This window comes from Pseudoalteromonas sp. P1-13-1a (assembly GCF_001401875.1).
Lineage (GTDB): Bacteria > Pseudomonadota > Gammaproteobacteria > Enterobacterales > Alteromonadaceae > Pseudoalteromonas.
Window position 1 is genome coordinate 18271 of record NZ_LKDV01000023.1, and the last position, 21521, is coordinate 39791.

Sequence of the window (21521 nt, forward strand, 5' to 3'; positions counted from 1 at the left end):
TATGCAAATTGGTATTTTAAAGCGTTACTGCTTCTCGATTTTAGCCCAAGAATCTCTAAGGCCAACCGTTTGGTTGAATACTAAATGTTCTGACTTAGTATCACGTGAGAAATAGCCGGTACGCTCAAACTGAAAACCTTGTGCTGGTTCGGCTTTAGCAAGCGACGCTTCTAGTTTTGCATTTTCAAGTACAACTAACGAATCAGGGTTTAATGTTGATTCGAACTCTTCAGCCGCAGCTGGGTTTGGCACATTAAATAAACGGTCATACAATCTAACTTCTGCATTAACCGATTCAGGCGCTGAAACCCAATGAATAACCCCTTTTACTTTTCGGCCATCACTTGGGTTTTTACCTAAAGTTTCGCTGTCGTAAGTACAGTAAATAGTGGTAATTTCACCACTTTCGTCTTTTTCTACACGCTGAGCTTTAATTACATAAGCACCACGTAAGCGTACTTCTTTATCGAGTACTAAGCGTTTAAATTTATTATTTGCTTCTTCGCGGAAATCTTCACGCTCGATGTAAAGCTCACGAGTAAACGGTACTTCACGACGACCCATTTCTTCTTTATTAGGGTGGTTAGCTACCGACAATGTTTCTACTTTATCAGCGTCAAAGTTTTCTATTACCACTTTAACGGGATCGAGTACTGCCATTGCCCGTGGTGCGTTTTCATTTAAGTCTTCACGGATACATGCTTCAAGCATGCCCATTTCAACCATGTTTTCTTGCTTAGTCACACCTATACGTAAGCAAAACTCACGAATAGAAGCCGGTGTATAACCACGACGACGTAAACCAGCAATCGTTGGCATACGTGGGTCATCCCACCCTTCTACATAGTTATTCACAACTAAATCGTTTAGCTTACGCTTAGACATAATTGTGTATTCAAGATTTAAGCGCGAAAACTCAATTTGTTGTGGGTGGCATTCAAGGCTGATGTTATCAAGTACCCAATCGTATAAACGGCGGTTATCTTGAAACTCAAGCGTACACAATGAATGGGTTATGCCCTCAAGTGCATCAGAAATACAGTGCGTAAAGTCATACATTGGGTATATGCACCACTTGTCACCTGTTTGATGGTGGTGAGCAAAACGAACGCGATAAATAATTGGATCGCGAAGCACCATAAATGAGCTTGCCATATCAATCTTAGCGCGCAGGACACACTCGCCTTCTTTGAATTCACCCGCACGCATTTTTTCAAATAATGCCAGGTTTTCTTCTACTGAAGTGTCTCTGTATGGGCTGTTTTTACCTGGCTCTTTCAACGTACCGCGATACTCACGTGCTTGATCGGCAGTTAAAAAACACACATACGCTAAGCCTTTTTCAATAAGCTCAACTGCATAGCCGTATAGAGTATCAAAATAGTTTGACGAGTATTTTATCTCGCCACTCCAATTAAAGCCTAACCACTGTACGTCTTCTTTGATTGAATTAACGTAGTTAATATCTTCTTTTTCTGGATTTGTATCATCAAAGCGTAGGTTACATAAACCATCGTAATCTTTTGCAATGCCAAAATTCAAACAAATTGATTTTGCATGGCCAATATGTAAAAAGCCATTTGGTTCAGGTGGAAAACGTGTATGCGTAGTTGCATGTTTGCCACTTGCTAAATCTTCATCAATTCGAGTTCTTATAAAGTTACTTGGGCGATTCTCAATTTCCGCCATAGGAGTGCGATCCTCTGAATATTCGTGATAACAAAACTAATGCATTATTACAAAAACAAACACTAACATACAGCACTAGATGCGCCTTTATTCTAGTTATTATGGCAATGCTGCATTAGTTTATTATTTAAATTTGTTTTAGCGCAATATTTGAGTCATGAAAGCCATTTATAGTACCTAAACTTAAGCACCATAAAAGGATTCTAAAATGGCCAGTTCTACACAACACAGAGTTTATATTCCAACAAATGCGCGCGCTAATCACTATTTACTCGCTGAAATTACCCCCTCTGATGACTTTTATACTAGCTTTACAAACATTGATAGTTGCTATAACCGTATTGCTAAACAACTATTCGCAAGTTGTGATGAATACGAGCTGCATAATGTACACCTACTCGCTAACGACAAATTACCCGTTGTGAGATTTCATGATGAGTCGTATCAATTAGAAACAGCAAAGCAAATGTTGTTTTTTTACAACCCGCGTTACCACGAAGCGCATAAACTACACTACACCCCTACTTGTAAAAGTAAAAAAATTCGCTTGTTATTTTTAGCAACTGGTGATGATTTACGTGCAAGCTCGGCACAGTTTCACAGCAAAGTGCAAAAAGTGTTAGATAATTTACAATCCCAATTATTTATTGAACAACCTCAGTTTAAACTTCGCGATCATCAACATTTAACCTATGACTTGTTTGCTAAGAACAAAGGCTGCAACCAAAGTTACGGCTACAAGCTAAGAAGCCTGTATCCTCGCTATTTAGCTCGCCAATGTAAAATACCCGCAGAGCATGCAGAAATGACCTATGCAACATTTTCTGTACAGGTTTCTCGGGGCATTAAAACGCAGTTTCAAAGCTTAATAAATAAAAATAACTACACTGATTTTTACAATTACTTTGCCACATCTTTTAAAGACTGCTGTGAGCGATACGCTTTAACTCACGGTGCTATGGTTGCCAATGGTGCAAGGCCAATAGTGCGAAATAGCCAAATAGATAAAAATGATGGGAATGCAGAATTACAAAAAATAAGTTTTGATGTAAATGGTACAGCCACGCAAATACATATTTTTTTCAATGCTGAAAAGTTAGTCGAGTCTCTACATTTTGTGATTGTTGCCACTCATAAAGATAAACATGAAATGGGATATGGCCGCTTTATGAATCAAGTAGAGAAAACAATACACGCTATGTGCTCAGAATTGGCAATAAATAAAGAACGGCAAGATTTATCAGTACGATTTTTTCAACACATTAGTTACCCGTATTAATTTTTAAACTAATAACAAAAAGGCTCGCATTCGCGAGCCTTTTTTAAAGATTAAGCAAACTGATTACCAGCCTGTTTTCTCTTTAAGTGCTTTACCAATATCAGCAAGTGAACGTACAGTTTGTACGCCAGCAGCTTCTAGTGCAGCAAATTTTTCATCAGCAGTACCTTTACCGCCTGCGATGATTGCGCCAGCGTGACCCATACGCTTACCTTCAGGTGCAGTTACACCCGCAATGTAAGAAACAACAGGCTTAGTTACGTTAGCTTTAATGTACTCTGCAGCTTCTTCTTCTGCAGTACCACCGATTTCACCAATCATTACGATTGCTTCAGTTTGTGGATCTTTTTCGAACATTTCTAGCACGTCGATAAAGTTAGTACCTGGGATTGGGTCACCACCAATACCAACACACGTAGACTGACCAAAACCAGCGTCTGTAGTTTGTTTAACTGCTTCGTACGTTAAAGTACCAGAGCGAGAAACAATACCTACTTTACCAGGTTTGTGGATGTGACCAGGCATGATACCAATTTTAGTCTCGCCCGGAGTGATAACTCCTGGACAGTTAGGACCGATCATACGAACACCCGAGTTATCAAGCTTAACTTTAACGTCAACCATGTCGAGTGTTGGGATACCTTCAGTGATACAAACAATTAGCTCGATGCCCGCATCGATAGCTTCTAAGATTGCATCTTTACAGAACGGTGCTGGTACGTAGATCACTGACGCTGTTGCGCCTGTTTCTTTAACTGCATCGCGTACTGTGTTGAATACTGGAAGACCAAGGTGCGTTTGACCGCCTTTACCTGGGCTTACACCACCAACCATTTGTGTACCGTACTCAAGCGCTTGCTCAGAGTGGAAAGTACCTTGTCCACCAGTGAAACCTTGACAGATAACTTTTGTATCTTTATTGATTAATACAGACATTATTTGCCCTCCGCAGCAGCTACAACTTTCTCAGCAGCGTCTGTTAGTGATTCAGCAGCGATGATATCAAGGCCTGAGTTCTTAAGAACGTCACGACCTAGTTCAGCGTTAGTACCTTCTAAACGTACAACTACAGGCACGTTTACACCTACTTCTTTAACTGCGCCAATGATACCTTCAGCAATCATGTCACAACGTACGATACCACCAAAGATGTTAACTAAAACAGCTTTTACGTTATCGTCAGAAAGGATGATTTTGAATGCTTCAGAAACACGCTCTTTAGTTGCGCCGCCACCAACATCTAGGAAGTTAGCTGGCTTGCCGCCGTGTAGGTTTACGATGTCCATAGTACCCATCGCTAGGCCAGCACCGTTAACCATACAACCTACGTTACCGTCTAGTGCTACGTAGTTAAGCTCGAAGCTTGCTGCGTGTGCTTCACGAGCATCTTCTTGAGATGGATCGTGCATTTCACGGATTTTTGGTTGACGGTAAAGTGCATTTCCATCGATACCGATTTTGCCGTCAAGACAGTGAAGGTTACCTTCGTCTGTGATTACTAACGGGTTGATTTCAAGAAGTGCGAAATCAAAATCATTGAACATGTTGCCAAGACCCATAAAGATCTTAACGAACTGCTTCATTTGTGTAGGGTTAAGACCCAGTTTAAAACCTAACTCACGTGCTTGGTAAGCTTGAGGACCCACTAATGGATCGATCTCTGCTTTGTGGATAAGCTCTGGAGTTTCTTCAGCAACCGTTTCAATTTCAACACCGCCTTCAGTAGACGCCATGAAAACAACTTTGCGAGAAGCACGGTCAACAACTGCACCTAAGTACAATTCGTTAGCGATATCTGTACAGCTTTCTACTAAAATTTTAGCAACAGGCTGACCATTTTCGTCTGTTTGGTAAGTAACTAAGTTTTTACCTAACCAGTTAGCAGCGAATTCTTTTACTTCTTCGATTGTTTTAACTAGCTTAACACCGCCAGCTTTACCACGGCCACCTGCGTGAACCTGAGTTTTAACAACCCACATATCACCGCCAATTTTTTCGGCAGCTGCTGCAGCTTCTTCAGGTGTATCGCAAGCGAAACCCTGAGAAACTGGTAAACCATATTCGGCAAAAAGTTGTTTTGCCTGATACTCATGCAAATTCATGATGCTTTATCCAATTTTTTATACTAAAAGAGCTGAATATTTATGCAAATAAACAGCTATCCCAAATTGCGCACCTAGTATAGATCCCAAGGCTTAACATGAAAACCCCAGTAAGACCAAAGGCGCAAAAAAAAAGCTGTGAATTGTCATTCACAGCTTATATTTCATACTACTCGATTAAACATCCAGTAATAAGCGAGTTGGATCTTCAAGTAACTCTTTAATAGTCACTAGGAAACCAACTGATTCTTTACCATCGATTTGGCGGTGATCGTAAGATAGTGCCAAATACATCATTGGAAGAATTTCAACTTTACCATTTACAGCCATAGGACGCTCTTGGATTTTGTGCATACCCAAAATTGATGACTGTGGTAAGTTGATAATAGGCGTAGAAAGTAACGAGCCAAATACACCACCGTTAGTAATGGTAAAGTTACCACCTGTCATATCGTCAAGTGTTAGTTTACCGTCACGGCCTTTAAGGGCTAATTCACGAATACCTTTTTCGATTTCTGCAACAGACAGCTTGTCACAATCTTTAAGTACTGGTGTAACCAAACCACGTGGCGTAGATACAGCGATGCTGATATCAAAGTAATTGTGATAAACAATATCATCGCCATCAATTGATGCATTTACTTCAGGGAAGCGTTTAAGTGCTTCAGTTACTGCTTTCACATAGAAAGACATAAAGCCTAAACGAATACCGTGACGCTTTTCAAATACTTCTTGGTACTGCTTACGAAGGTCCATAATAGGTTTCATGTTTACTTCGTTAAACGTAGTTAACATTGCTGTTGAGTTTTTCGCTTCTAATAAACGATTAGCAATGGTTTTACGTAAGCGCGTCATTGGTACACGTTTTTGTGTACGGTCACCCATAGGTGCAGCTGGTGCTGAAGTATCTTCTTTCTTAGCCGCTGGAGCAGGCGCTTTCAAGAAAGTATCAACGTCTTCTTTCGTTACGCGGCCATTTTTACCTGTGCCTTTAATTTTAGACGCATCAAGACCTTTTTCAGCAATTAAACGACGTACAGAAGGCGTTAACACATCTGAGCTATCGTTAGACTCACTTGCAGCCGGCGCTTCTTCTGCTTTAGCTGCAGGTGCAGCTGGAGCACCGCCCGCTTTAACGTTACCAATAACTTGTTCACCAAGTACAGTATCGCCTTCTGCGTTTAGTTGCTCGCCCATGATACCGTCTTCTTGAGCTACTACTTCAAGAACAACTTTATCAGTTTCAATATCTACCAAGTTTTGGTCGCGAGTTACCGCTTCACCTGGTTGTACATGCCATGTAGCAATTGTTGCGTCTGCAACTGATTCTGGAAGTACAGGTACTTTAATGTCCACTTCTTTACCTTCTGATGCTGGAGCTGATTGCGCCGCAGGCGCGTCTTCTGATTTTTCAGGTGCGGCTTCTTCTTTTGCCGGAGCACTGTCACTTGCTGGTGCTGCATCAGCATCACCAAGTAAACCGATAACTTGGTCACCAAGTACCGTTGCACCTTCTTCTTGTGATATTTCAGTAATTACACCATCGTTTTGTGCAACCACTTCTAAAACCACTTTATCTGTTTCAATGTCTACTAAGTTTTGGTCACGGCTTACTTTGTCGCCTACACTTACATGCCATGTAGCAACGGTAGCATCTGCAACCGACTCAGGAAGAACAGGAACTTTAATTTCTGTGCTCATTGCTTATCCTTTCTTTTGTATAGTAAGCGCGTCTGCAACGAGCGCTTGTTGTTCTTTAGTATGTACTGACATGTAACCACACGCTGGAGATGCTGATGCCTTACGTCCCGCGTAAGTTAATTTAGCACCTTGTGGGATTGCATCAATAAAGTGATGTTGCGAACAGTACCAAGCACCTTGGTTTTGTGGCTCTTCTTGACACCAAACAAAATCAGTAACGTGCTGGTAACGCTCCATAATCGTGTCCATTTCTGCATGTGGGAACGGGTAAAGTTGCTCCACACGTACAATAGCAATGTTGTCTTGCTCAAGCTTACGACGCTCTTGTAATAGTTCGTAATAAACCTTACCACTACAAAATACCACGCGCTCTACTTTCTCAGGATTAATATCATCGATTTCGTCGATCATATTATGGAATACACCCTGTGAAAGTTCTTCAAGCGAAGATACCGCAAGTGGATGACGAAGTAATGATTTTGGTGTCATTACAATCAGTGGTCGACGAAGTGGTCGAACAGATTGACGACGAAGCATAGCGTAAACTTGTGCAGGTGTTGAAGGAACACACACTTGCATGTTGTGATCAGCACATAGTTGTAAAAAACGCTCTAAACGTGCAGAGCTATGCTCTGGACCTTGTCCCTCGTAGCCATGCGGCAGTAAACACGTTAGACCACATAAACGCCCCCACTTTTGTTCGCCAGAACTTAAGAATTGGTCAAATACTACCTGTGCACCATTAGCAAAGTCACCAAATTGGGCTTCCCAAAGTACTAATGAAGTAGGTTCAGCTGTTGCATAACCATACTCAAAAGCAAGCACGGCTTCTTCAGATAATACTGAATCGTATACTTCAAACGTACCTTGTTCTTCACTTAAGTGCTGAAGAGGTAAGTACGTTGAACCATCTGATTGACTATGAACTACAGCATGGCGGTGGAAGAAAGTTCCACGGCCTGAATCTTGACCCGTTAGACGAATATCAGTGCCTTCAGAGGCAATTGTTGCATATGCAAGTGTTTCTGCCATACCCCAATCTAGTGGTTTTTCGCCACTGGCCATAAGCTTACGGTCATCGTAAATCTTTTTAACACGAGACTGTGCTTTATATTCTTCAGGGAACTGCGCAACTTGTTCGCCAAGTGCTTTTAGCTTGTCTACCGGTACGCTTGCGTCGTAGTCAACATTCCACTCGTGTCCTACATACTTAGCCCAATCAGATGAGTGTGAAGTCTCTGGCTGGATTTCTTCAACAACACAGTTACCTTCATCTAAGCCGTTACGATATTCATCGGCTAAAGCTTTCACCTCATTCTCTGTGAATGAACCTTCAGAAATAAGTTGATCAGCGTAGATAAGGCGAGGTACCGCATGTTTTTTAATTTTTTGATACATAAGAGGCTGTGTAGCATTAGGCTCATCAGCTTCGTTATGGCCGTGGCGGCGGTAACATACTAAATCGATTACTACGTCACGTTTAAACTGATTTCTGAAATCAAGTGCAAGTTGAGTAACAAATGCAACGGCTTCAGGATCATCAGAATTAACGTGGAAGATTGGCGACTGAACCATTTTTGCAATGTCAGTACAATAATCAGTAGAACGTACGTCATCTTGTTTTGAGGTTGTAAAACCAACTTGGTTATTTACAACTATACGGATACTACCACCACATGAGAAGGCGTTTGTTTGTGACAAGTTAAATGTTTCTTGTACAACACCTTGGCCTGTAATTGCCGAGTCACCGTGGATGGTAATTGGTAATGCTTTACTACCTGAGCTGTCACCTAAGCGGTCTAAACGAGCTCTTACAGAACCCATAACCACAGGATTAACAATTTCTAGGTGAGATGGGTTGAACGCAAGCGCCATGTGAACATTGCCACCTTTGGTCGCAAAGTCAGAAGAATAACCCATATGGTATTTAACATCACCCGAGCCTAACGTATCGTTGTGTTTGCCAGCAAACTCATCAAACAACTCAGATGGGTTTTTACCTAACACGTTAACTAGTACGTTTAGACGCCCGCGGTGAGCCATACCAATAACAGCTTCTTTTTGCCCGCTTTCGCCAGCACGGTGAATAAGTTCTTTAAGCATAGGAACTAACGCATCACCACCTTCAAGTGAGAAACGTTTAGCACCAGGGAACTTTGCACCTAAATATTTTTCAAGACCATCTGCTGCGGTTAATCCTTTAAGGATACGCAATTTTTCTTCTTTAGAAAAAGTAGGTCGTGATTGAACAGACTCTAAACGCTGTTGTAACCAACGCTTTTCTTCTGTTGATGTGATGTGCATATACTCAGCACCGATAGAACCACAATAAGTAGTTTTTAGTGCTTGGTATAGTTCACCTAAAGGCATAGTATCGCGGCCTACGGCAAACGATCCTACATTAAATTCGCGGTCAAAATCAGCTTTAGATAAGTCGTGGTACTCTAGCTCTAAATCTCGAACACGCTCTCGTTGCCAAATGCCTAGCGGATCTAGGTTAGCATTTTGGTGTCCTCGAAAGCGGAAAGCATTAATAAGTTGTAGTACTTTGACCTGTTTAAGATCACCGCCACTACCCTCAGCTACCACTACCTCTCTATGCTTGTTTTTAGCAAGCGCCGCAAACTGTGAACGAACTTCTGAATGCTTTACTTCAACATCCACACCATCTACTTTTGGTAATTGTTCGAACACTTCTCGCCATTCTTCTGGCACAGAAGTCGCATCATCTAAATACGCTTCATAAAGCTCTTCTACATAAGCAACGTTGCCGCCGTTTAAATGTGAAGATTCTAGCCATGCCTTCATCACACCTTCGTGCATTTATAAGCCCTTTTCTTTAGCGCAGAAATTAATAGTTGTTATAACAAGATGGCTAATAAAAATATTAGCCATCTTACGTTACTAAGTGATTAAACCGCGCGGTTTAATAACATAGATTTGATTTGTCCAATTGCTTTGGTCGGGTTAAGACCCTTAGGACAAACGCTAACACAGTTCATGATACTGTGGCAACGGAACACACTGAACGCATCGTCTAAGTCTGCTAAACGCTCTTCAGTTGCCGTATCGCGGCTATCAGCCAAGAAACGGTAAGCATGAAGAAGGCCTGCTGGACCAATGAACTTGTCTGGATTCCACCAGAACGAAGGACACGATGTAGAACAACATGCACATAAAATACACTCGTAAAGCCCATCTAATTTATCACGTTCTTCAATAGATTGAAGACGTTCACCAGCCGCTGGCTGATCGTTAATTAGGTATGGTTTAACTTTTTCGTACTGAGTGTAGAACTGACTCATGTCAATAACAAGGTCACGTACCACAGGTAAGCCAGGTAAAGGACGAATTACAATAGTACCTTTGCCACCTTTTTGCAGCGTAGATAATGGTGTAATACATGCTAAACCATTTTTACCATTCATGTTAACACCATCAGAACCACACACGCCTTCACGACATGAGCGACGGAATGATAAAGTAGGATCTTGCTCTTTTAATAATAAAAGTGCGTCCAATACCATCATGTCCTGACCTTCCTCTGTTTGCAAAGTGTATTCTTGCATTCGAGGTGCGTTATCAACGTCCGGATTGTAACGATAAACTGAAAATTGTACTTGTGCCATCGTCTCGCTCCTAGTAGGTACGTGCTTTAGGTGGGAACGCTTCACGCGTCTTAGGCGCGTAGTTTACTTCACGCTTGCTCATTTCATCCGTAACAGGATTGAATACTGAGTGACATAACCAGTTTTCGTCATCACGATCTGGGTAGTCAAAGCGAGAGTGTGCACCACGGCTTTCAGTACGGAAGTTTGCAGCAACTGCAGTTGAGTATGCTGTTTCCATAAGGTTATCTAGTTCAAGACATTCGATACGCTGCGTATTAAAGTCAGATGATTTATCATCAAGACGCGCATGTTGTAGACGTTCACGAATCTCTTTAAGCTCTTTAAGACCTGTCGCCATAGAGTCACCTTCACGGAATACCGAGAAGTTAAGCTGCATACATTGTTGTAAGTCTTTTTTGATTTGTACTGGGTCTTCACCTTGACCAGCCGTTGAATTTTCCCAACGATTAAAGCGAGCAAGCGAAGCATCTATGTCAGATGCAGAAGGCGCTTTAGTAATTTCAACTTCGTTTAGGTATTTACCTAAGAAGTTACCAGCAGCACGACCAAATACAACTAAATCAAGTAATGAGTTACCACCTAGGCGGTTTGCACCATGTACAGATACACAGGCAATCTCACCAACTGCAAACAAGCCTTCTACTACTTTTTCGTTACCATTGGCATCGATTTGTAGCGCTTGACCATTTACGTTAGTTGGAACACCACCCATCATGTAATGACACGTAGGTATTACCGGAATTGGCTCTTTAGCAGGGTCAACGTGAGCGAATGTTTTAGCAAGATCACAAACACCTGGTAGGCGTAGATTAAGTGTCTCTTCACCTAAGTGGTCAAGTTTCAACTTAATATGTGGACCCCATGGACCATCACAACCACGACCTTCACGGATTTCAGTCATCATTGAACGTGCAACTACATCACGAGACGCTAAGTCTTTTGCGTTTGGTGCATAACGTTCCATGAAGCGTTCGCCATCTTTATTTAAAAGATAACCCCCTTCGCCACGACAACCTTCTGTTACAAGTGTACCAGCACCTGCTATACCCGTTGGGTGGAATTGCCACATTTCCATATCTTGCATAGCAACGCCAGCGCGGGCTGCCATACCAACACCATCACCCGTATTAATGTGGGCATTCGTTGTCGATGCGAAAATACGACCAGCACCGCCGGTTGCAAGCACAACAGCTTTTGATTTGAAGAAAGTGATTTCACCTGTTTCAATCTCAATTGCTGTACAACCTACTACATCACCGTTATCGTTTTTAACTAAATCAAGTGCATACCATTCAGAGAATACATTGGTTTGGTTTTTTACGTTTTGTTGGTATAGAAGGTGTAATAAAGCATGACCAGTACGGTCAGCTGCTGCTGCAGTACGTGCAGCTTGTTCACCACCAAAGTTTTTCGATTGACCACCGAAAGGACGTTGGTAAACACGGCCATTTTCAAAACGCGAAAATGGTAAACCCATGTTTTCTAATTCAGTAATAGCTTCTGGGCCAGTTTGACACATGTATTCGATAGCGTCTTGGTCGCCGATAAAATCGGAACCTTTAACGGTATCGTACATATGCCATTCCCAGTTATCTTCGTGCGAATTACCTAGCGCTACTGTAATACCACCCTGTGCAGATACAGTGTGAGAGCGTGTTGGGAATACTTTAGATATCAACGCACACGTTTTGCCTGATTCTGTAATGGCAAGAGCGGCGCGCATACCTGCACCACCTGCACCAATTACAACGGCGTCAAATTCACGAACAGAATATTTCACTTAAACACCCCATAAAACGATTAGACCAATAGCTACGTAAGCAACGGCCATCAGGTTTAATACAAAGCCTAAAACAGCGCGTAGTTTAGCGTTTTTAACGTAATCCGTTAAAACTTGCCAAAGGCCAATGCGGGTATGAACCATCATGCATACTAGGGTAATTAGCGTAAACCCCTTCATAGCAAGATTAGAGAATAGGCCTGTCCAGGCTTCGAAAGTGACTTCTGGCATTGCTAAAAAATAGCCGATAATAAAAATCGCATATGCGGTAATTACTAGAGCCGTGGTACGTAAAGATACGAAATCTTGTACACCATCACGTTTAAGAGTTGCTTGATTTAAGACCATATCCACACCCCTGCCAGTACGGCAAATACAACGCCAAGTGCCATTGCAACTTTAGCGCTCAGGTTACCCGATTCAAGTTCTTCCCAGTGGCCCATATCCATAATGATGTGACGGATACCACCAATAAGGTGATAACCCAATACAGAAAGTGTGCCCCAAGCTATGAATTTGGCAATGAATCCGCTAAACAGACCCTTGACGAATTCAAAACCTTCAGCTGAAGAAAGAGACTCAGACCAAGCCCAAATGACAAACGTTAAAGCAAAAAATAATGCAACACCGGTGACGCGGTGAAAAATTGATGCTTTAGCCGTTGCCGGCATAGATATAGTTGTTAGATCTAGATTTACAGGTCTTTGCTTTTTCACAGTTACTTGCCCATCTTGCTCACATTGGAGCTCATCTACTTGTTTTTCTAAAACCCACCAAAATTTCTGGTGGAACTATCAAAGTAAACGTGTCAATACAGCAAAAGTTCACAAATCTGCAAAAATTACGCTGTAAAAATATGTTTACCTAAATACAAAGCGGTTTAAAACCTCCGATAGTATATATACCCAAAGGTTGTTTTACAATTCTTGTTTAGTTAGAGACGTTTGCGAATTAGCCGATAGTATAATATTTAATTGATGGCGAATATTTATTATACATATGTGCATAATGTTTATAAAAATTGACTTTAACCCCCTCTTTCACGTTAAAATGCGAAGATGTGCTTAAAACAAGATTTCAGAACTTTAAAAATCTAAAAATCAGAATAGATATCTTAATAGGAGATACATAGATGGCAGATAAAAAAGCCACAGTCCATATTGATGGACTAGATCCAATCGAACTTCCAATTTATCAAGGCACTGCTGGCCAAGATGTAATCGACGTACGTACGCTCGGTTCACATGGTCACTTTACTTATGACCCAGGTTTCATGTCGACTGGCTCTTGTGAATCTGCAATCACCTACATTGATGGTGGTAAAGGCGTATTATTACACCGTGGTTACCCAATTGAGCAATTAGCTGAAGACTCTAACTACATCGAGCTTTGTTACTTACTATTAAACGGTGAGTTACCAACTCAGGCGCAATACGATGCATTTGCAAAAGAAATCACGCATAACACTATGCTTGATGAAAAAATTGCTAACTTTTTCCAAGGTTTCCGCTTCGATGCTCACCCAATGGCCATGCTATGTGGTGTAGTAGGAGCATTATCTTCTTTTTACCACGAAGATCTTGATATTACTGATGCAAGCCAACGTAAAACAAGCGCGATTAAACTTGTTGCTAAATTACCAACTATTGCAGCTATGGCGTACAAAACAAACATTGGTCAACCGTTTGTTTACCCACGTAACGACTTAAGCTATGCAGAAAACTTCTTACACATGATGTTCTCTGTACCGGCTGAAGAATACAAAGTTAACCCTGTTACAGCCAAAGCAATGGATAAAATCTTCATGCTTCATGCTGATCACGAGCAAAACGCTTCAACGTCAACAGTACGTTTAGCGGGTTCTTCAGGCGCTAACCCATATGCTTGTATTGCTGCTGGTATCGCGTCTCTTTGGGGTCCTGCTCACGGCGGTGCTAACGAAGCATGTTTAAACATGTTAGAAGAAATTGGCTCTGTTGATCGTATTGATGAGTACGTTGCAAAAGCAAAAGATAAGTCTGACCCGTTCCGTCTTATGGGCTTTGGCCACCGTGTTTACAAAAACTTCGACCCACGCGCTACGGTAATGCGTCAAACATGTCATGAAGTTTTAGCAGAGCTTAACATTCAAGATCCACTTCTTGATATCGCTATGAAGCTTGAACAAATTGCCCTTGAAGATCCATACTTTGTAGAGAAGAAACTTTACCCTAACGTTGATTTCTACTCAGGTATTATCTTAAAAGCGATTGGTATTCCAACAAGCATGTTCACTGTAATTTTTGCTATGGCACGTACAGTTGGTTGGATCACTCACTGGGATGAGATGCTATCTCAACCTGGTCATAAGATCAGCCGCCCTCGTCAAATGTATACTGGTTACACGCAACGTGACTTCGTATCAACTGACAAGCGCTAAACTTAGTTAGTTAAAAAAGGCCGCTTTTGCGGCCTTTTTTGTGCGCTTTGCTTGTCAATTTTATGAAACCGATTACAATTCCTGCCTAAATTTATAGATGTTGAATAGCCATGCCTTCTCAAGAGTTTGATATAACAAAAATTCGCAATGACTTCCCTACTTTAAACCAAACCCTTAATGGCAACCCTTTAGTTTATTTAGACTCTGGCGCAACGTCGCAAAAGCCACAAAGCGTGATTGATGCAACCACTCGTTTTTATAATTTAGGCAACGCAAACGTTCACAGAGGCCGTCACACCTTAAGCGAGCGCGCTACTGAGCAGTATGAAGCAGCAAGATTAAAAATAGCAGATTACTTTAACGTAAAGGCTAATGAAATAGTCTGGACAAAAGGTGCAACAGAGGCGCTAAACTTACTTGCTCATGGCCTACAAAGTCAAATTACTCACGAAGATACGGTATTAATTACGCCACTTGAGCACCATGCTAATATCGTTCCTTGGCAGGTATTAACGCAAAATACGGGGGCAACACTATCTGTAGTCCCCCTAGAGCAAAACGCGACGTTTAATATAGCGCGTTGCATAGACTTTATCACTCACACTAAAGCAAAGGTGCTGTGTATCAGTCAGGCCTCTAACACATTAGGTAATATTACCAATTTAGCCCCACTAATAGCTGCAGCGAAAGCAGTCGGCACGTTAGTTGTTGTCGATGGCGCACAAGGAGCTATGCATTTACGCCCTAATTTAAAACAGCTCGGGTGCGATTTTTATGTTTTCTCAGCACATAAAATGCTTGGCCCTACGGGTGTTGGGGGCTTATATGGACGCTATGAATTACTCAATGCGCTTACCCCGTACCAAACGGGTGGTGAGATGATTGATACCGTTACCCTTGAAAAAAGCACCTATCGAGACGCTCCTGCAAAATTTGAGACTGGCACCCCAAACATAGCCGGAGTAATTGGCTTTAGTGCAGCAATTGATTATTTATCAGCCCTAAACATACAACAATTACAGCGATATGAGCGGACAATTTTTAATTATGCAGCGACACAGCTAAGCAAAATTGATGGGGTTACTATCTATAGTGACCTAAACAATAATATTGGTACCCTTAGTTTCAATTATAAAGCTGAACACCCTTACGATTTGGCAACTTTGCTTGACGGATTTGGCGTTGCAGTGCGTAGCGGTCACCATTGTACGCAACCATTAATGCATCATTTAGGGGTAAAAGGCACAGTTAGAGCAAGCTTTGCATTTTACAATACTCATCAAGATGTAGATAATTTCATCCATGCCTTGAAAGAATCGATTGATTTATTAGACTAATTTAGGATAACTCATGACAAATACGTTTAACAGCGTAATTAAACCTATACAACATGCGCAATCTTGGCAGCAAAAATATCGCGAAATAATGCTTTTGGGCAAAACACTTCCCGCTTTAGCGGATGTACTTAGAACCGATGACGCACTTGTTCCTGGGTGTGAGAGCAAAGTGTGGATGTTTATGGAGTTTGACGATAGCGAGAATCGTTTAGTGGTTATTGGCGATTCAGACACCCGCATTGTAAAAGGCTTATTAGCGATAATTTTAGCGCTTTATAATGGCTTAACACCTGAAGAAGTCGTGAATATTAATGCGTATGACGAATTTGAAAAGTTAGGCTTGATTAAACACCTTAGTGCATCTCGTGGGAACGGAATAAAAGCCATGGTAGAAGCAATTCAAAGCATGGCAGCAAACAAGCTCAATTAAACTATTGAGCTTGTTGTAAACGCTGTTTTTTATCTAAATATTTACGTACCGCTTTAGCCGCTACAAAAAAGCCAAAACTTCCTGTGATCATAGTGACCGAGCCAAACCCGTTATTACAATCCATATTCATTGTACCATCGGCATTTTGTTTAGCATGGCATACACTGCCATCACTGCCTGGGTAAACTAGTTGCTCAGTTGAGTACACACAATCAATATTAAATTTGCGTTTTGGGTTGTTACTAAAATTATATTGTTTGCGTAAAATATAACGCACTTTAGCAAGTAGCGGATCTTGCGTGGTTTTAGCCACATCGCCAAATGTTATTTGGCTAGGATCAGTTTGCCCGCCCGCGCCGCCTGTAGTAATAATAGGCATTTTATTACGCTTACAATGAGCAATAAGCGCTGCTTTTTCCTTAACTGCATCAATACAGTCAATAACGTAATCAAAACCTTGAATATGCTCACGAATATTTTCAAGAGTAATAAAGTCATCTATCACAGTTACTTTACACTCTGGGTTTATCAGTTCGCAGCGACTTTTCATTGCATCTACTTTGGCTTGGCCAATACTGCCGCTAAGCGCATGAATTTGCCTATTTACGTTCGTCGCGCAAATATCATCTAAGTCAATTAAAGTGATCTTACCCACGCCTGTACGTGCTAAAGCTTCGGCGGTCCAACTTCCTACACCGCCTATTCCCACTACACAAAAATGGGCTTGTTGTAGCCAATCAAATTGTTGGTTACCGTATAGGCGTTTAATTCCGCCAAAACGAATATCTGTTACTTGTTCGCTCATTTACCAATCCAGTTCCCACGGCGATTGCCATGCTTGAAATTCTTGCTGATTAATTAATTGCTGGTACTCATCACCCGTAGCAGGCAGCAAAGTGCAATTAATTTGCTCCCCATGCCATACAAAACTTAACGCATAGGCATGAAGATACGCTCTCTCAGCTGCGCTACCGCTATAGAGTGAATCGCCTAAAATTGGCGCCCCTAAACTTTTTAATGCCACTCTAAGTTGGTGAGTTTTACCCGAATATGGCTTTAATATATACGCCCTAAACCCCGGCTTATAACTAAAAGAATAAAAGCGGGTAATGGCTGGGTTTTGCATGGTCGGTAAAAGCTTAAACATGCCCCTACGAGACTTAGCCATATCACCTTTTATCCACCCTTGCTTTTTTTTAGGTTTAGTATTGCTTATTGCTAAATAAAACTTGTTTATTGCATGCTCAGTAAAAAGAGACGTAAATTTAGCAGCGGCTTCTTTATTGCGACTAAGAATAATAAGGCCAGAGGTCACTTTATCAAGGCGATGAACAGCAAATAATTTTTCGCCCGTTTGCTGCTCAGCTAACACCACAAACCCTTTTTCACCTTCTGAGTGAAAATTAAGCCCCGCTGGTTTTTCAAATATGTAAAAATCAGCGTGGCTAAACACTATGGGTAATTCTCTTTTTACCATTATTAAGCTTGCTTAGCTTTTAGGTAGGCAATCACTTTTTCTAGATCCTCGGGCGTATCAACCCCAGCATGTGGCGTTACTTTAGCCTGCTCAATTTTGATAGCGTAACCATGGTATAACACCCTAAGTTGCTCTAGCGACTCAAGTACTTCAAGCGGCGATACACTTAGCTCAATATACTGCTTAATGAAGCCCGCGCGATAAGCATATATACCCACATGACGTTGAAAAGGCGTTATATCTAACACACTGTCGTTATTTAACATTGCGCTTCTGTCAAACGGAATACTGGCACGTGAAAAGTACAACGCATTTTTATTAATATCACTAACTACTTTCACTGCATTAGGATTAAATACTTCATCTTGTTCTTCAATGGCTACACTTAATGTTGCCATTGGCGCGCTCGAATTATTAAGTAAAGTGGCAACTTGAGATACGTTTTCGCTTGCAAGTAATGGCTCATCACCTTGTACATTTACCACCACGGTTTCAGCATCTAGCTTAAGTAAGTCAACCACCTCGGCCAAGCGTTCAGTACCCGATTGATGATCTTCTCTCGTCATGAGCACATCATTTGTGAACGATTTAACAGCATCAAACACTTTTTGATGATCGGTTGCAATAACCACTTTACTTGCACCTGACAAACACGCTTTTTCATACACATGTTGAATCATAGGCTTACCGCAAATGTCGGCTAATGGTTTGCCAGGTAAACGGGTAGACGCGTAACGTGCAGGTATTACAACTACGAATTCCACTTATCAACCTCATCTTGAGATAGCTCACGTGCTTCATTTTCTAAAAGTACTGGTATATCGTCGCGTACAGGGTATGCAAGTTTGGCTGCGGTGCTGATAAGTTCTGCATTGTCTTTATCAAAACGAAGCTTTCCTTTACACACAGGGCAAGCAATTATTTCAAGTAATTTTGTATCAAAGGCCATTGAGGATCCCTTTTTGTTTTAATAATAAATCTAATTTATGTATAACAGCATCTGTAGGTTTTGCATTAACAGGTAGGTAGTACCAATTATCTTTTGCAAAGTCTCTACATTTTACCGCATCTTTTTCTGTCATTAATACGCTGTCGTCATTAAATTGAGTAAAATCAGCCAAGCTATAAGCATAGTGATCTCTAAAATGATGCGTTGAAAGCAGCTGAATATTTTGATCTTCTAGTGTATTTTCAAAACGCTTCGGGTTACCAATAGCACTAACCGCATGGCCTTGTTCAATTGTTTTGTTCACTGGAGTATTGTCAGCAACGTGCCTAAGCCCACTCGTTTTTAAAACGTAGCTATGTGGTGCGCCCCCACCATTTTCAATCACTAAATCAACGCTATTTAATCTGTGTTTTGTTTCACGTAATGGTCCTGCGGGCATAACAAAGCCATTGCCAAACTGCCTTTGGCTATCAACAATGCAACACTCTATATCGCGCGCCATTTTATAATGTTGCATACCATCATCAGAAATAATGACATCCACACAAAATTGCTGCTCTAATAATGTAATATTGGCTTCTCTATCCGGCCCAACAACTAGAGGACACTTTAAACGATTAAATAAAAGTATTGGCTCATCACCGGCTTGCGCACTTGTTACACCGCGCTCTACCACCAGCGGGTAGCTTTTTACTTTACCGCCGTAGCCACGGCTAATAATACCCACTTTTAGGCCTTGCTCTGACAAGTATTCGTACAGCCATAATACAAATGGGGTTTTGCCATTTCCACCTACACTTATATTGCCCACCACAATCACTTTAGATTTAGCTTTAAAAGATTTAGCAATACCACATTGATAAAACCCTTTTCTAATACTGGCAATTAACCAAAAAAGTGCAGCTAACGGCAATAAAAGTAGTGTTATAAAACCAAATGGTTTATACCAGCTTTGCTCGATTTTACTCACCCGTGTTCACCAAATTGCATTTTGCAAAGCGCAGAATACGTGCCGTCTTTGGCAAGTAAACTTTGGTGATCACCACTTTCAATCACCCGACCGCCGTCGATAACGTATATTTTGTCGCTGTTTTCAATTGTTGATAAACGATGCGCAATAACAATCGACGTTTTATCTTGCATTAACGTGTCTAGTGCGTGCTGAATGAGCTTTTCTGACTCGGTGTCTAGTGCTGATGTTGCTTCATCTAAAATTAAAATAGGCGCATCTTTTAATATAGCGCGCGCAATTGCGATACGTTGACGTTGACCACCAGAGAGCATCACCCCGTTTTCACCAACCATGGTATTGAGCTGTTCAGGTAAATCTTTAACAAATTCCCATACGTGGGCTTGTTTGACCACCTCTTCTAACTGCTGCGGTGTTATTTTACGGGTTAGTCCATAACAAATATTGTTGGCAATTGTGTCATTAAATAACACCACTTGCTGAGATACCAAAGCAAACTGGCGGCGTAAATCTGCCAGTTTATATTTATCAAGCGCAACGCCGTCGAGTAAAATTTCACTGGGTGCTTCTAAGTCATAATAACGTGGTAATAAATTAGAAATAGTTGACTTACCCGAGCCTGAACGCCCTACAAGCGCGATGCTTTCACCGGCCTTTATACTTATTGATAGGTTATTTAAAACAGCTTCATCTTTAGTGGGGTATTTAAAGGTCACATTTTTAACCTCAATTTCACCCTTCACTTTATCTACGCTGTAAGTACCTTTATCTTTTTCTATTTCTTCATCTAAAACTAAAAAAATACTTTGCGCTGCAGAAATACCACGCTGCATATCACTGTTCACGTTTGCTAATTGTTTAAGCGGACGTAAAAGCATCATCATAGATGAAATAAGTACAACAAAATCGCCGGAGCTTATCGTATCTATCATTGAAGGCATAGAAACAACCCATAAAATAACAGCCATTGCACTGGCCGCTAGTACTTGAATGACCGACACGCTTAACGCTTTAGTGGCATCCATTTTTATACGTTGCTGGCGATTATGATTATTGATTTTTGAAAACTGGTCGATTTCCTGTTGTTGGCCACCAAACCCATGTATAACCTTATGGCCACTTAACATTTGCTCAGAGCTTCGGGTAACCTGGCCCATGGCCGACTGTATGTTCTTCGAAATATGGCGAAAACGTTTAGATACAAACGTAACAATAATTGCCACTAAAGGAATGATCACTAAAAATATCAGTGAAAGCTTCCAGCTGGTATAAAACATAACGCCAAGTAAAAAAACCACAAAAGCGCCTTCACGTACTACAATTAGTAATGCTTTAGTAATTGCTTGCTGAACTTGTTCTGTGTTAAAGGTGATTTTTGAAATTAAATCACCTGTAGAGTTTTTATCATGAAACGACACAGGCAAATGTAATATGTGTTCAAATAACTGCTGGCGTAAAGCGCGTACTACTTGCGAGCCTACATAGCTTAAGCAATAAGAAGACATAAAATTAAACAGGCCACGCCCTATAACTAACGCAATAACTACAAAAGGAGCATAAGCTAACACTTCGTTATTTCGTTGATTTAAGCCTTCATCAATAAAAGGTTTCATTAATTGAATAAATAAAGCATCCATACCTGAGTAGCCGATCATTCCAATAATAGCAACGAAGGCAACGCTTTTATAATCACCGACGTAAGAAATCAACCGCTTATAGATTTGTGTAGTACTTTGACTCATATTACTCTCGTTAT

19 protein-coding genes are annotated in these 21521 nt (G+C 41.1%); 4 read left to right on the plus strand and 15 right to left on the minus strand.

Going from position 1 to position 21521, the window contains the following annotated elements; translation table 11 throughout:
• Positions 1-24 precede the first annotated feature (24 nt).
• Entirely contained in the window at positions 25-1689 is a 1665-nt protein-coding gene (gene glnS, locus AN391_RS14045; RefSeq protein WP_055015980.1) for a glutamine--tRNA ligase, read from the minus strand.
• A gap of 208 nt (positions 1690-1897) precedes the next feature.
• Between glnS and AN391_RS14050 the strand changes: the two genes are divergently transcribed.
• Positions 1898-2968 carry a DUF3083 family protein gene (locus AN391_RS14050; RefSeq protein WP_055015981.1) on the plus strand — a complete coding sequence of 357 codons (1071 nt, stop codon included), beginning with the start codon at positions 1898-1900 and terminating at the stop codon, positions 2966-2968.
• Between the two features lie 63 nt (positions 2969-3031).
• On the opposite strand, the gene sucD is transcribed toward AN391_RS14050, so the two are convergent.
• The 8 genes from sucD to sdhC form a co-directional block, all read right to left on the minus strand.
• Positions 3032-3904, minus strand: a complete 873-nt coding sequence (gene sucD, locus AN391_RS14055; protein WP_004586678.1) for a succinate--CoA ligase subunit alpha — start codon at positions 3902-3904, stop codon at positions 3032-3034.
• Positions 3904-5070, minus strand: a complete 1167-nt coding sequence (gene sucC, locus AN391_RS14060; RefSeq protein WP_004586679.1) for an ADP-forming succinate--CoA ligase subunit beta — start codon at positions 5068-5070, stop codon at positions 3904-3906. The genes sucD and sucC overlap by 1 nt, the downstream gene beginning before the upstream one ends.
• A 177-nt stretch (positions 5071-5247) precedes the next feature.
• Positions 5248-6771, minus strand: coding sequence for a 2-oxoglutarate dehydrogenase complex dihydrolipoyllysine-residue succinyltransferase (gene odhB, locus AN391_RS14065; protein ID WP_055015982.1), 1524 nt, complete (start codon positions 6769-6771; stop codon positions 5248-5250).
• Between the two features lie 3 nt (positions 6772-6774).
• Positions 6775-9594, minus strand: coding sequence for a 2-oxoglutarate dehydrogenase E1 component (sucA, locus tag AN391_RS14070; protein WP_055015983.1), 2820 nt, complete (start codon positions 9592-9594; stop codon positions 6775-6777).
• Between the two features lie 89 nt (positions 9595-9683).
• Positions 9684-10400, minus strand: a complete 717-nt coding sequence (locus AN391_RS14075) for a succinate dehydrogenase iron-sulfur subunit (RefSeq protein ID WP_004586682.1) — start codon at positions 10398-10400, stop codon at positions 9684-9686.
• Positions 10401-10410: 10 nt separating this feature from the next.
• Positions 10411-12183, minus strand: coding sequence for a succinate dehydrogenase flavoprotein subunit (gene sdhA, locus AN391_RS14080; RefSeq protein WP_055015984.1), 1773 nt, complete (start codon positions 12181-12183; stop codon positions 10411-10413).
• Positions 12184-12531: a succinate dehydrogenase, hydrophobic membrane anchor protein gene (gene sdhD / locus AN391_RS14085; RefSeq protein ID WP_055015985.1), complete on the minus strand. Its 348-nt coding sequence runs from the start codon at positions 12529-12531 to the stop codon at positions 12184-12186.
• Positions 12522-12899, minus strand: coding sequence for a succinate dehydrogenase, cytochrome b556 subunit (sdhC, locus tag AN391_RS14090; protein WP_082429331.1), 378 nt, complete (start codon positions 12897-12899; stop codon positions 12522-12524). Before sdhC ends, sdhD begins: the two co-directional genes overlap by 10 nt.
• Positions 12900-13315: 416 nt before the next feature.
• On the opposite strand from sdhC, the gene AN391_RS14095 reads away from it, so the two are divergent.
• From AN391_RS14095 to AN391_RS14105, 3 genes are all read left to right on the plus strand, one after another.
• Complete coding sequence (locus AN391_RS14095) at positions 13316-14602, plus strand: citrate synthase (RefSeq protein WP_055015987.1); 1287 nt, start codon at positions 13316-13318, stop codon at positions 14600-14602.
• A gap of 110 nt (positions 14603-14712) precedes the next feature.
• Positions 14713-15939, plus strand: a complete 1227-nt coding sequence (locus AN391_RS14100; protein WP_055015988.1) for an aminotransferase class V-fold PLP-dependent enzyme — start codon at positions 14713-14715, stop codon at positions 15937-15939.
• 13 nt (positions 15940-15952) lie between these two features.
• Positions 15953-16369 carry a SufE family protein gene (locus AN391_RS14105; RefSeq protein WP_055015989.1) on the plus strand — a complete coding sequence of 139 codons (417 nt, stop codon included), beginning with the start codon at positions 15953-15955 and terminating at the stop codon, positions 16367-16369.
• A 1-nt stretch (position 16370) separates the two neighbouring features.
• Here AN391_RS14105 and tcdA read toward each other — a convergent pair whose 3' ends face one another.
• From tcdA to msbA, 6 genes are read right to left on the minus strand one after another with little or no spacing between them, the layout of a single operon-like run.
• Complete coding sequence (gene tcdA / locus AN391_RS14110; RefSeq protein ID WP_055015990.1) at positions 16371-17174, minus strand: tRNA cyclic N6-threonylcarbamoyladenosine(37) synthase TcdA; 804 nt, start codon at positions 17172-17174, stop codon at positions 16371-16373.
• Positions 17175-17846, minus strand: coding sequence for a TIGR01621 family pseudouridine synthase (locus AN391_RS14115; protein ID WP_055015991.1), 672 nt, complete (start codon positions 17844-17846; stop codon positions 17175-17177). It abuts the gene before it with no gap.
• A 2-nt stretch (positions 17847-17848) separates the two neighbouring features.
• Positions 17849-18610 (minus strand): 3-deoxy-manno-octulosonate cytidylyltransferase, encoded by a 762-nt coding sequence (kdsB, locus tag AN391_RS14120; RefSeq protein ID WP_055015992.1) that lies wholly within the window; start codon positions 18608-18610, stop codon positions 17849-17851.
• Positions 18598-18795 carry a Trm112 family protein gene (locus AN391_RS14125; RefSeq protein ID WP_055015993.1) on the minus strand — a complete coding sequence of 66 codons (198 nt, stop codon included), beginning with the start codon at positions 18793-18795 and terminating at the stop codon, positions 18598-18600. Before AN391_RS14125 ends, kdsB begins: the two co-directional genes overlap by 13 nt.
• Complete coding sequence (lpxK, locus tag AN391_RS14130) at positions 18785-19765, minus strand: tetraacyldisaccharide 4'-kinase (protein WP_055015994.1); 981 nt, start codon at positions 19763-19765, stop codon at positions 18785-18787. The genes AN391_RS14125 and lpxK overlap by 11 nt, the downstream gene beginning before the upstream one ends.
• Positions 19762-21507 (minus strand): lipid A export permease/ATP-binding protein MsbA, encoded by a 1746-nt coding sequence (gene msbA, locus AN391_RS14135; protein WP_055015995.1) that lies wholly within the window; start codon positions 21505-21507, stop codon positions 19762-19764. Before msbA ends, lpxK begins: the two co-directional genes overlap by 4 nt.
• Positions 21508-21521 lie beyond the last annotated feature (14 nt).

Coding starts and splice junctions, on each gene's coding strand:
- AN391_RS14105 (WP_055015989.1), top strand. CDS start 15,953: ATGACAAATACGTTTAACAGCGTAATTAAACCTATACAACATGCGCAA.
- sucA (WP_055015983.1), bottom strand. CDS start 9,594: ATGCACGAAGGTGTGATGAAGGCATGGCTAGAATCTTCACATTTAAAC.
- AN391_RS14050 (WP_055015981.1), top strand. CDS start 1,898: ATGGCCAGTTCTACACAACACAGAGTTTATATTCCAACAAATGCGCGC.
- AN391_RS14095 (WP_055015987.1), top strand. CDS start 13,316: ATGGCAGATAAAAAAGCCACAGTCCATATTGATGGACTAGATCCAATC.
- AN391_RS14125 (WP_055015993.1), bottom strand. CDS start 18,795: ATGGCCTTTGATACAAAATTACTTGAAATAATTGCTTGCCCTGTGTGT.
- sucD (WP_004586678.1), bottom strand. CDS start 3,904: ATGTCTGTATTAATCAATAAAGATACAAAAGTTATCTGTCAAGGTTTC.
- msbA (WP_055015995.1), bottom strand. CDS start 21,507: ATGAGTCAAAGTACTACACAAATCTATAAGCGGTTGATTTCTTACGTC.
- AN391_RS14100 (WP_055015988.1), top strand. CDS start 14,713: ATGCCTTCTCAAGAGTTTGATATAACAAAAATTCGCAATGACTTCCCT.
- tcdA (WP_055015990.1), bottom strand. CDS start 17,174: ATGAGCGAACAAGTAACAGATATTCGTTTTGGCGGAATTAAACGCCTA.
- odhB (WP_055015982.1), bottom strand. CDS start 6,771: ATGAGCACAGAAATTAAAGTTCCTGTTCTTCCTGAGTCGGTTGCAGAT.
- AN391_RS14115 (WP_055015991.1), bottom strand. CDS start 17,846: ATGGTAAAAAGAGAATTACCCATAGTGTTTAGCCACGCTGATTTTTAC.
- glnS (WP_055015980.1), bottom strand. CDS start 1,689: ATGGCGGAAATTGAGAATCGCCCAAGTAACTTTATAAGAACTCGAATT.
- AN391_RS14075 (WP_004586682.1), bottom strand. CDS start 10,400: ATGGCACAAGTACAATTTTCAGTTTATCGTTACAATCCGGACGTTGAT.
- sucC (WP_004586679.1), bottom strand. CDS start 5,070: ATGAATTTGCATGAGTATCAGGCAAAACAACTTTTTGCCGAATATGGT.
- sdhD (WP_055015985.1), bottom strand. CDS start 12,531: ATGGTCTTAAATCAAGCAACTCTTAAACGTGATGGTGTACAAGATTTC.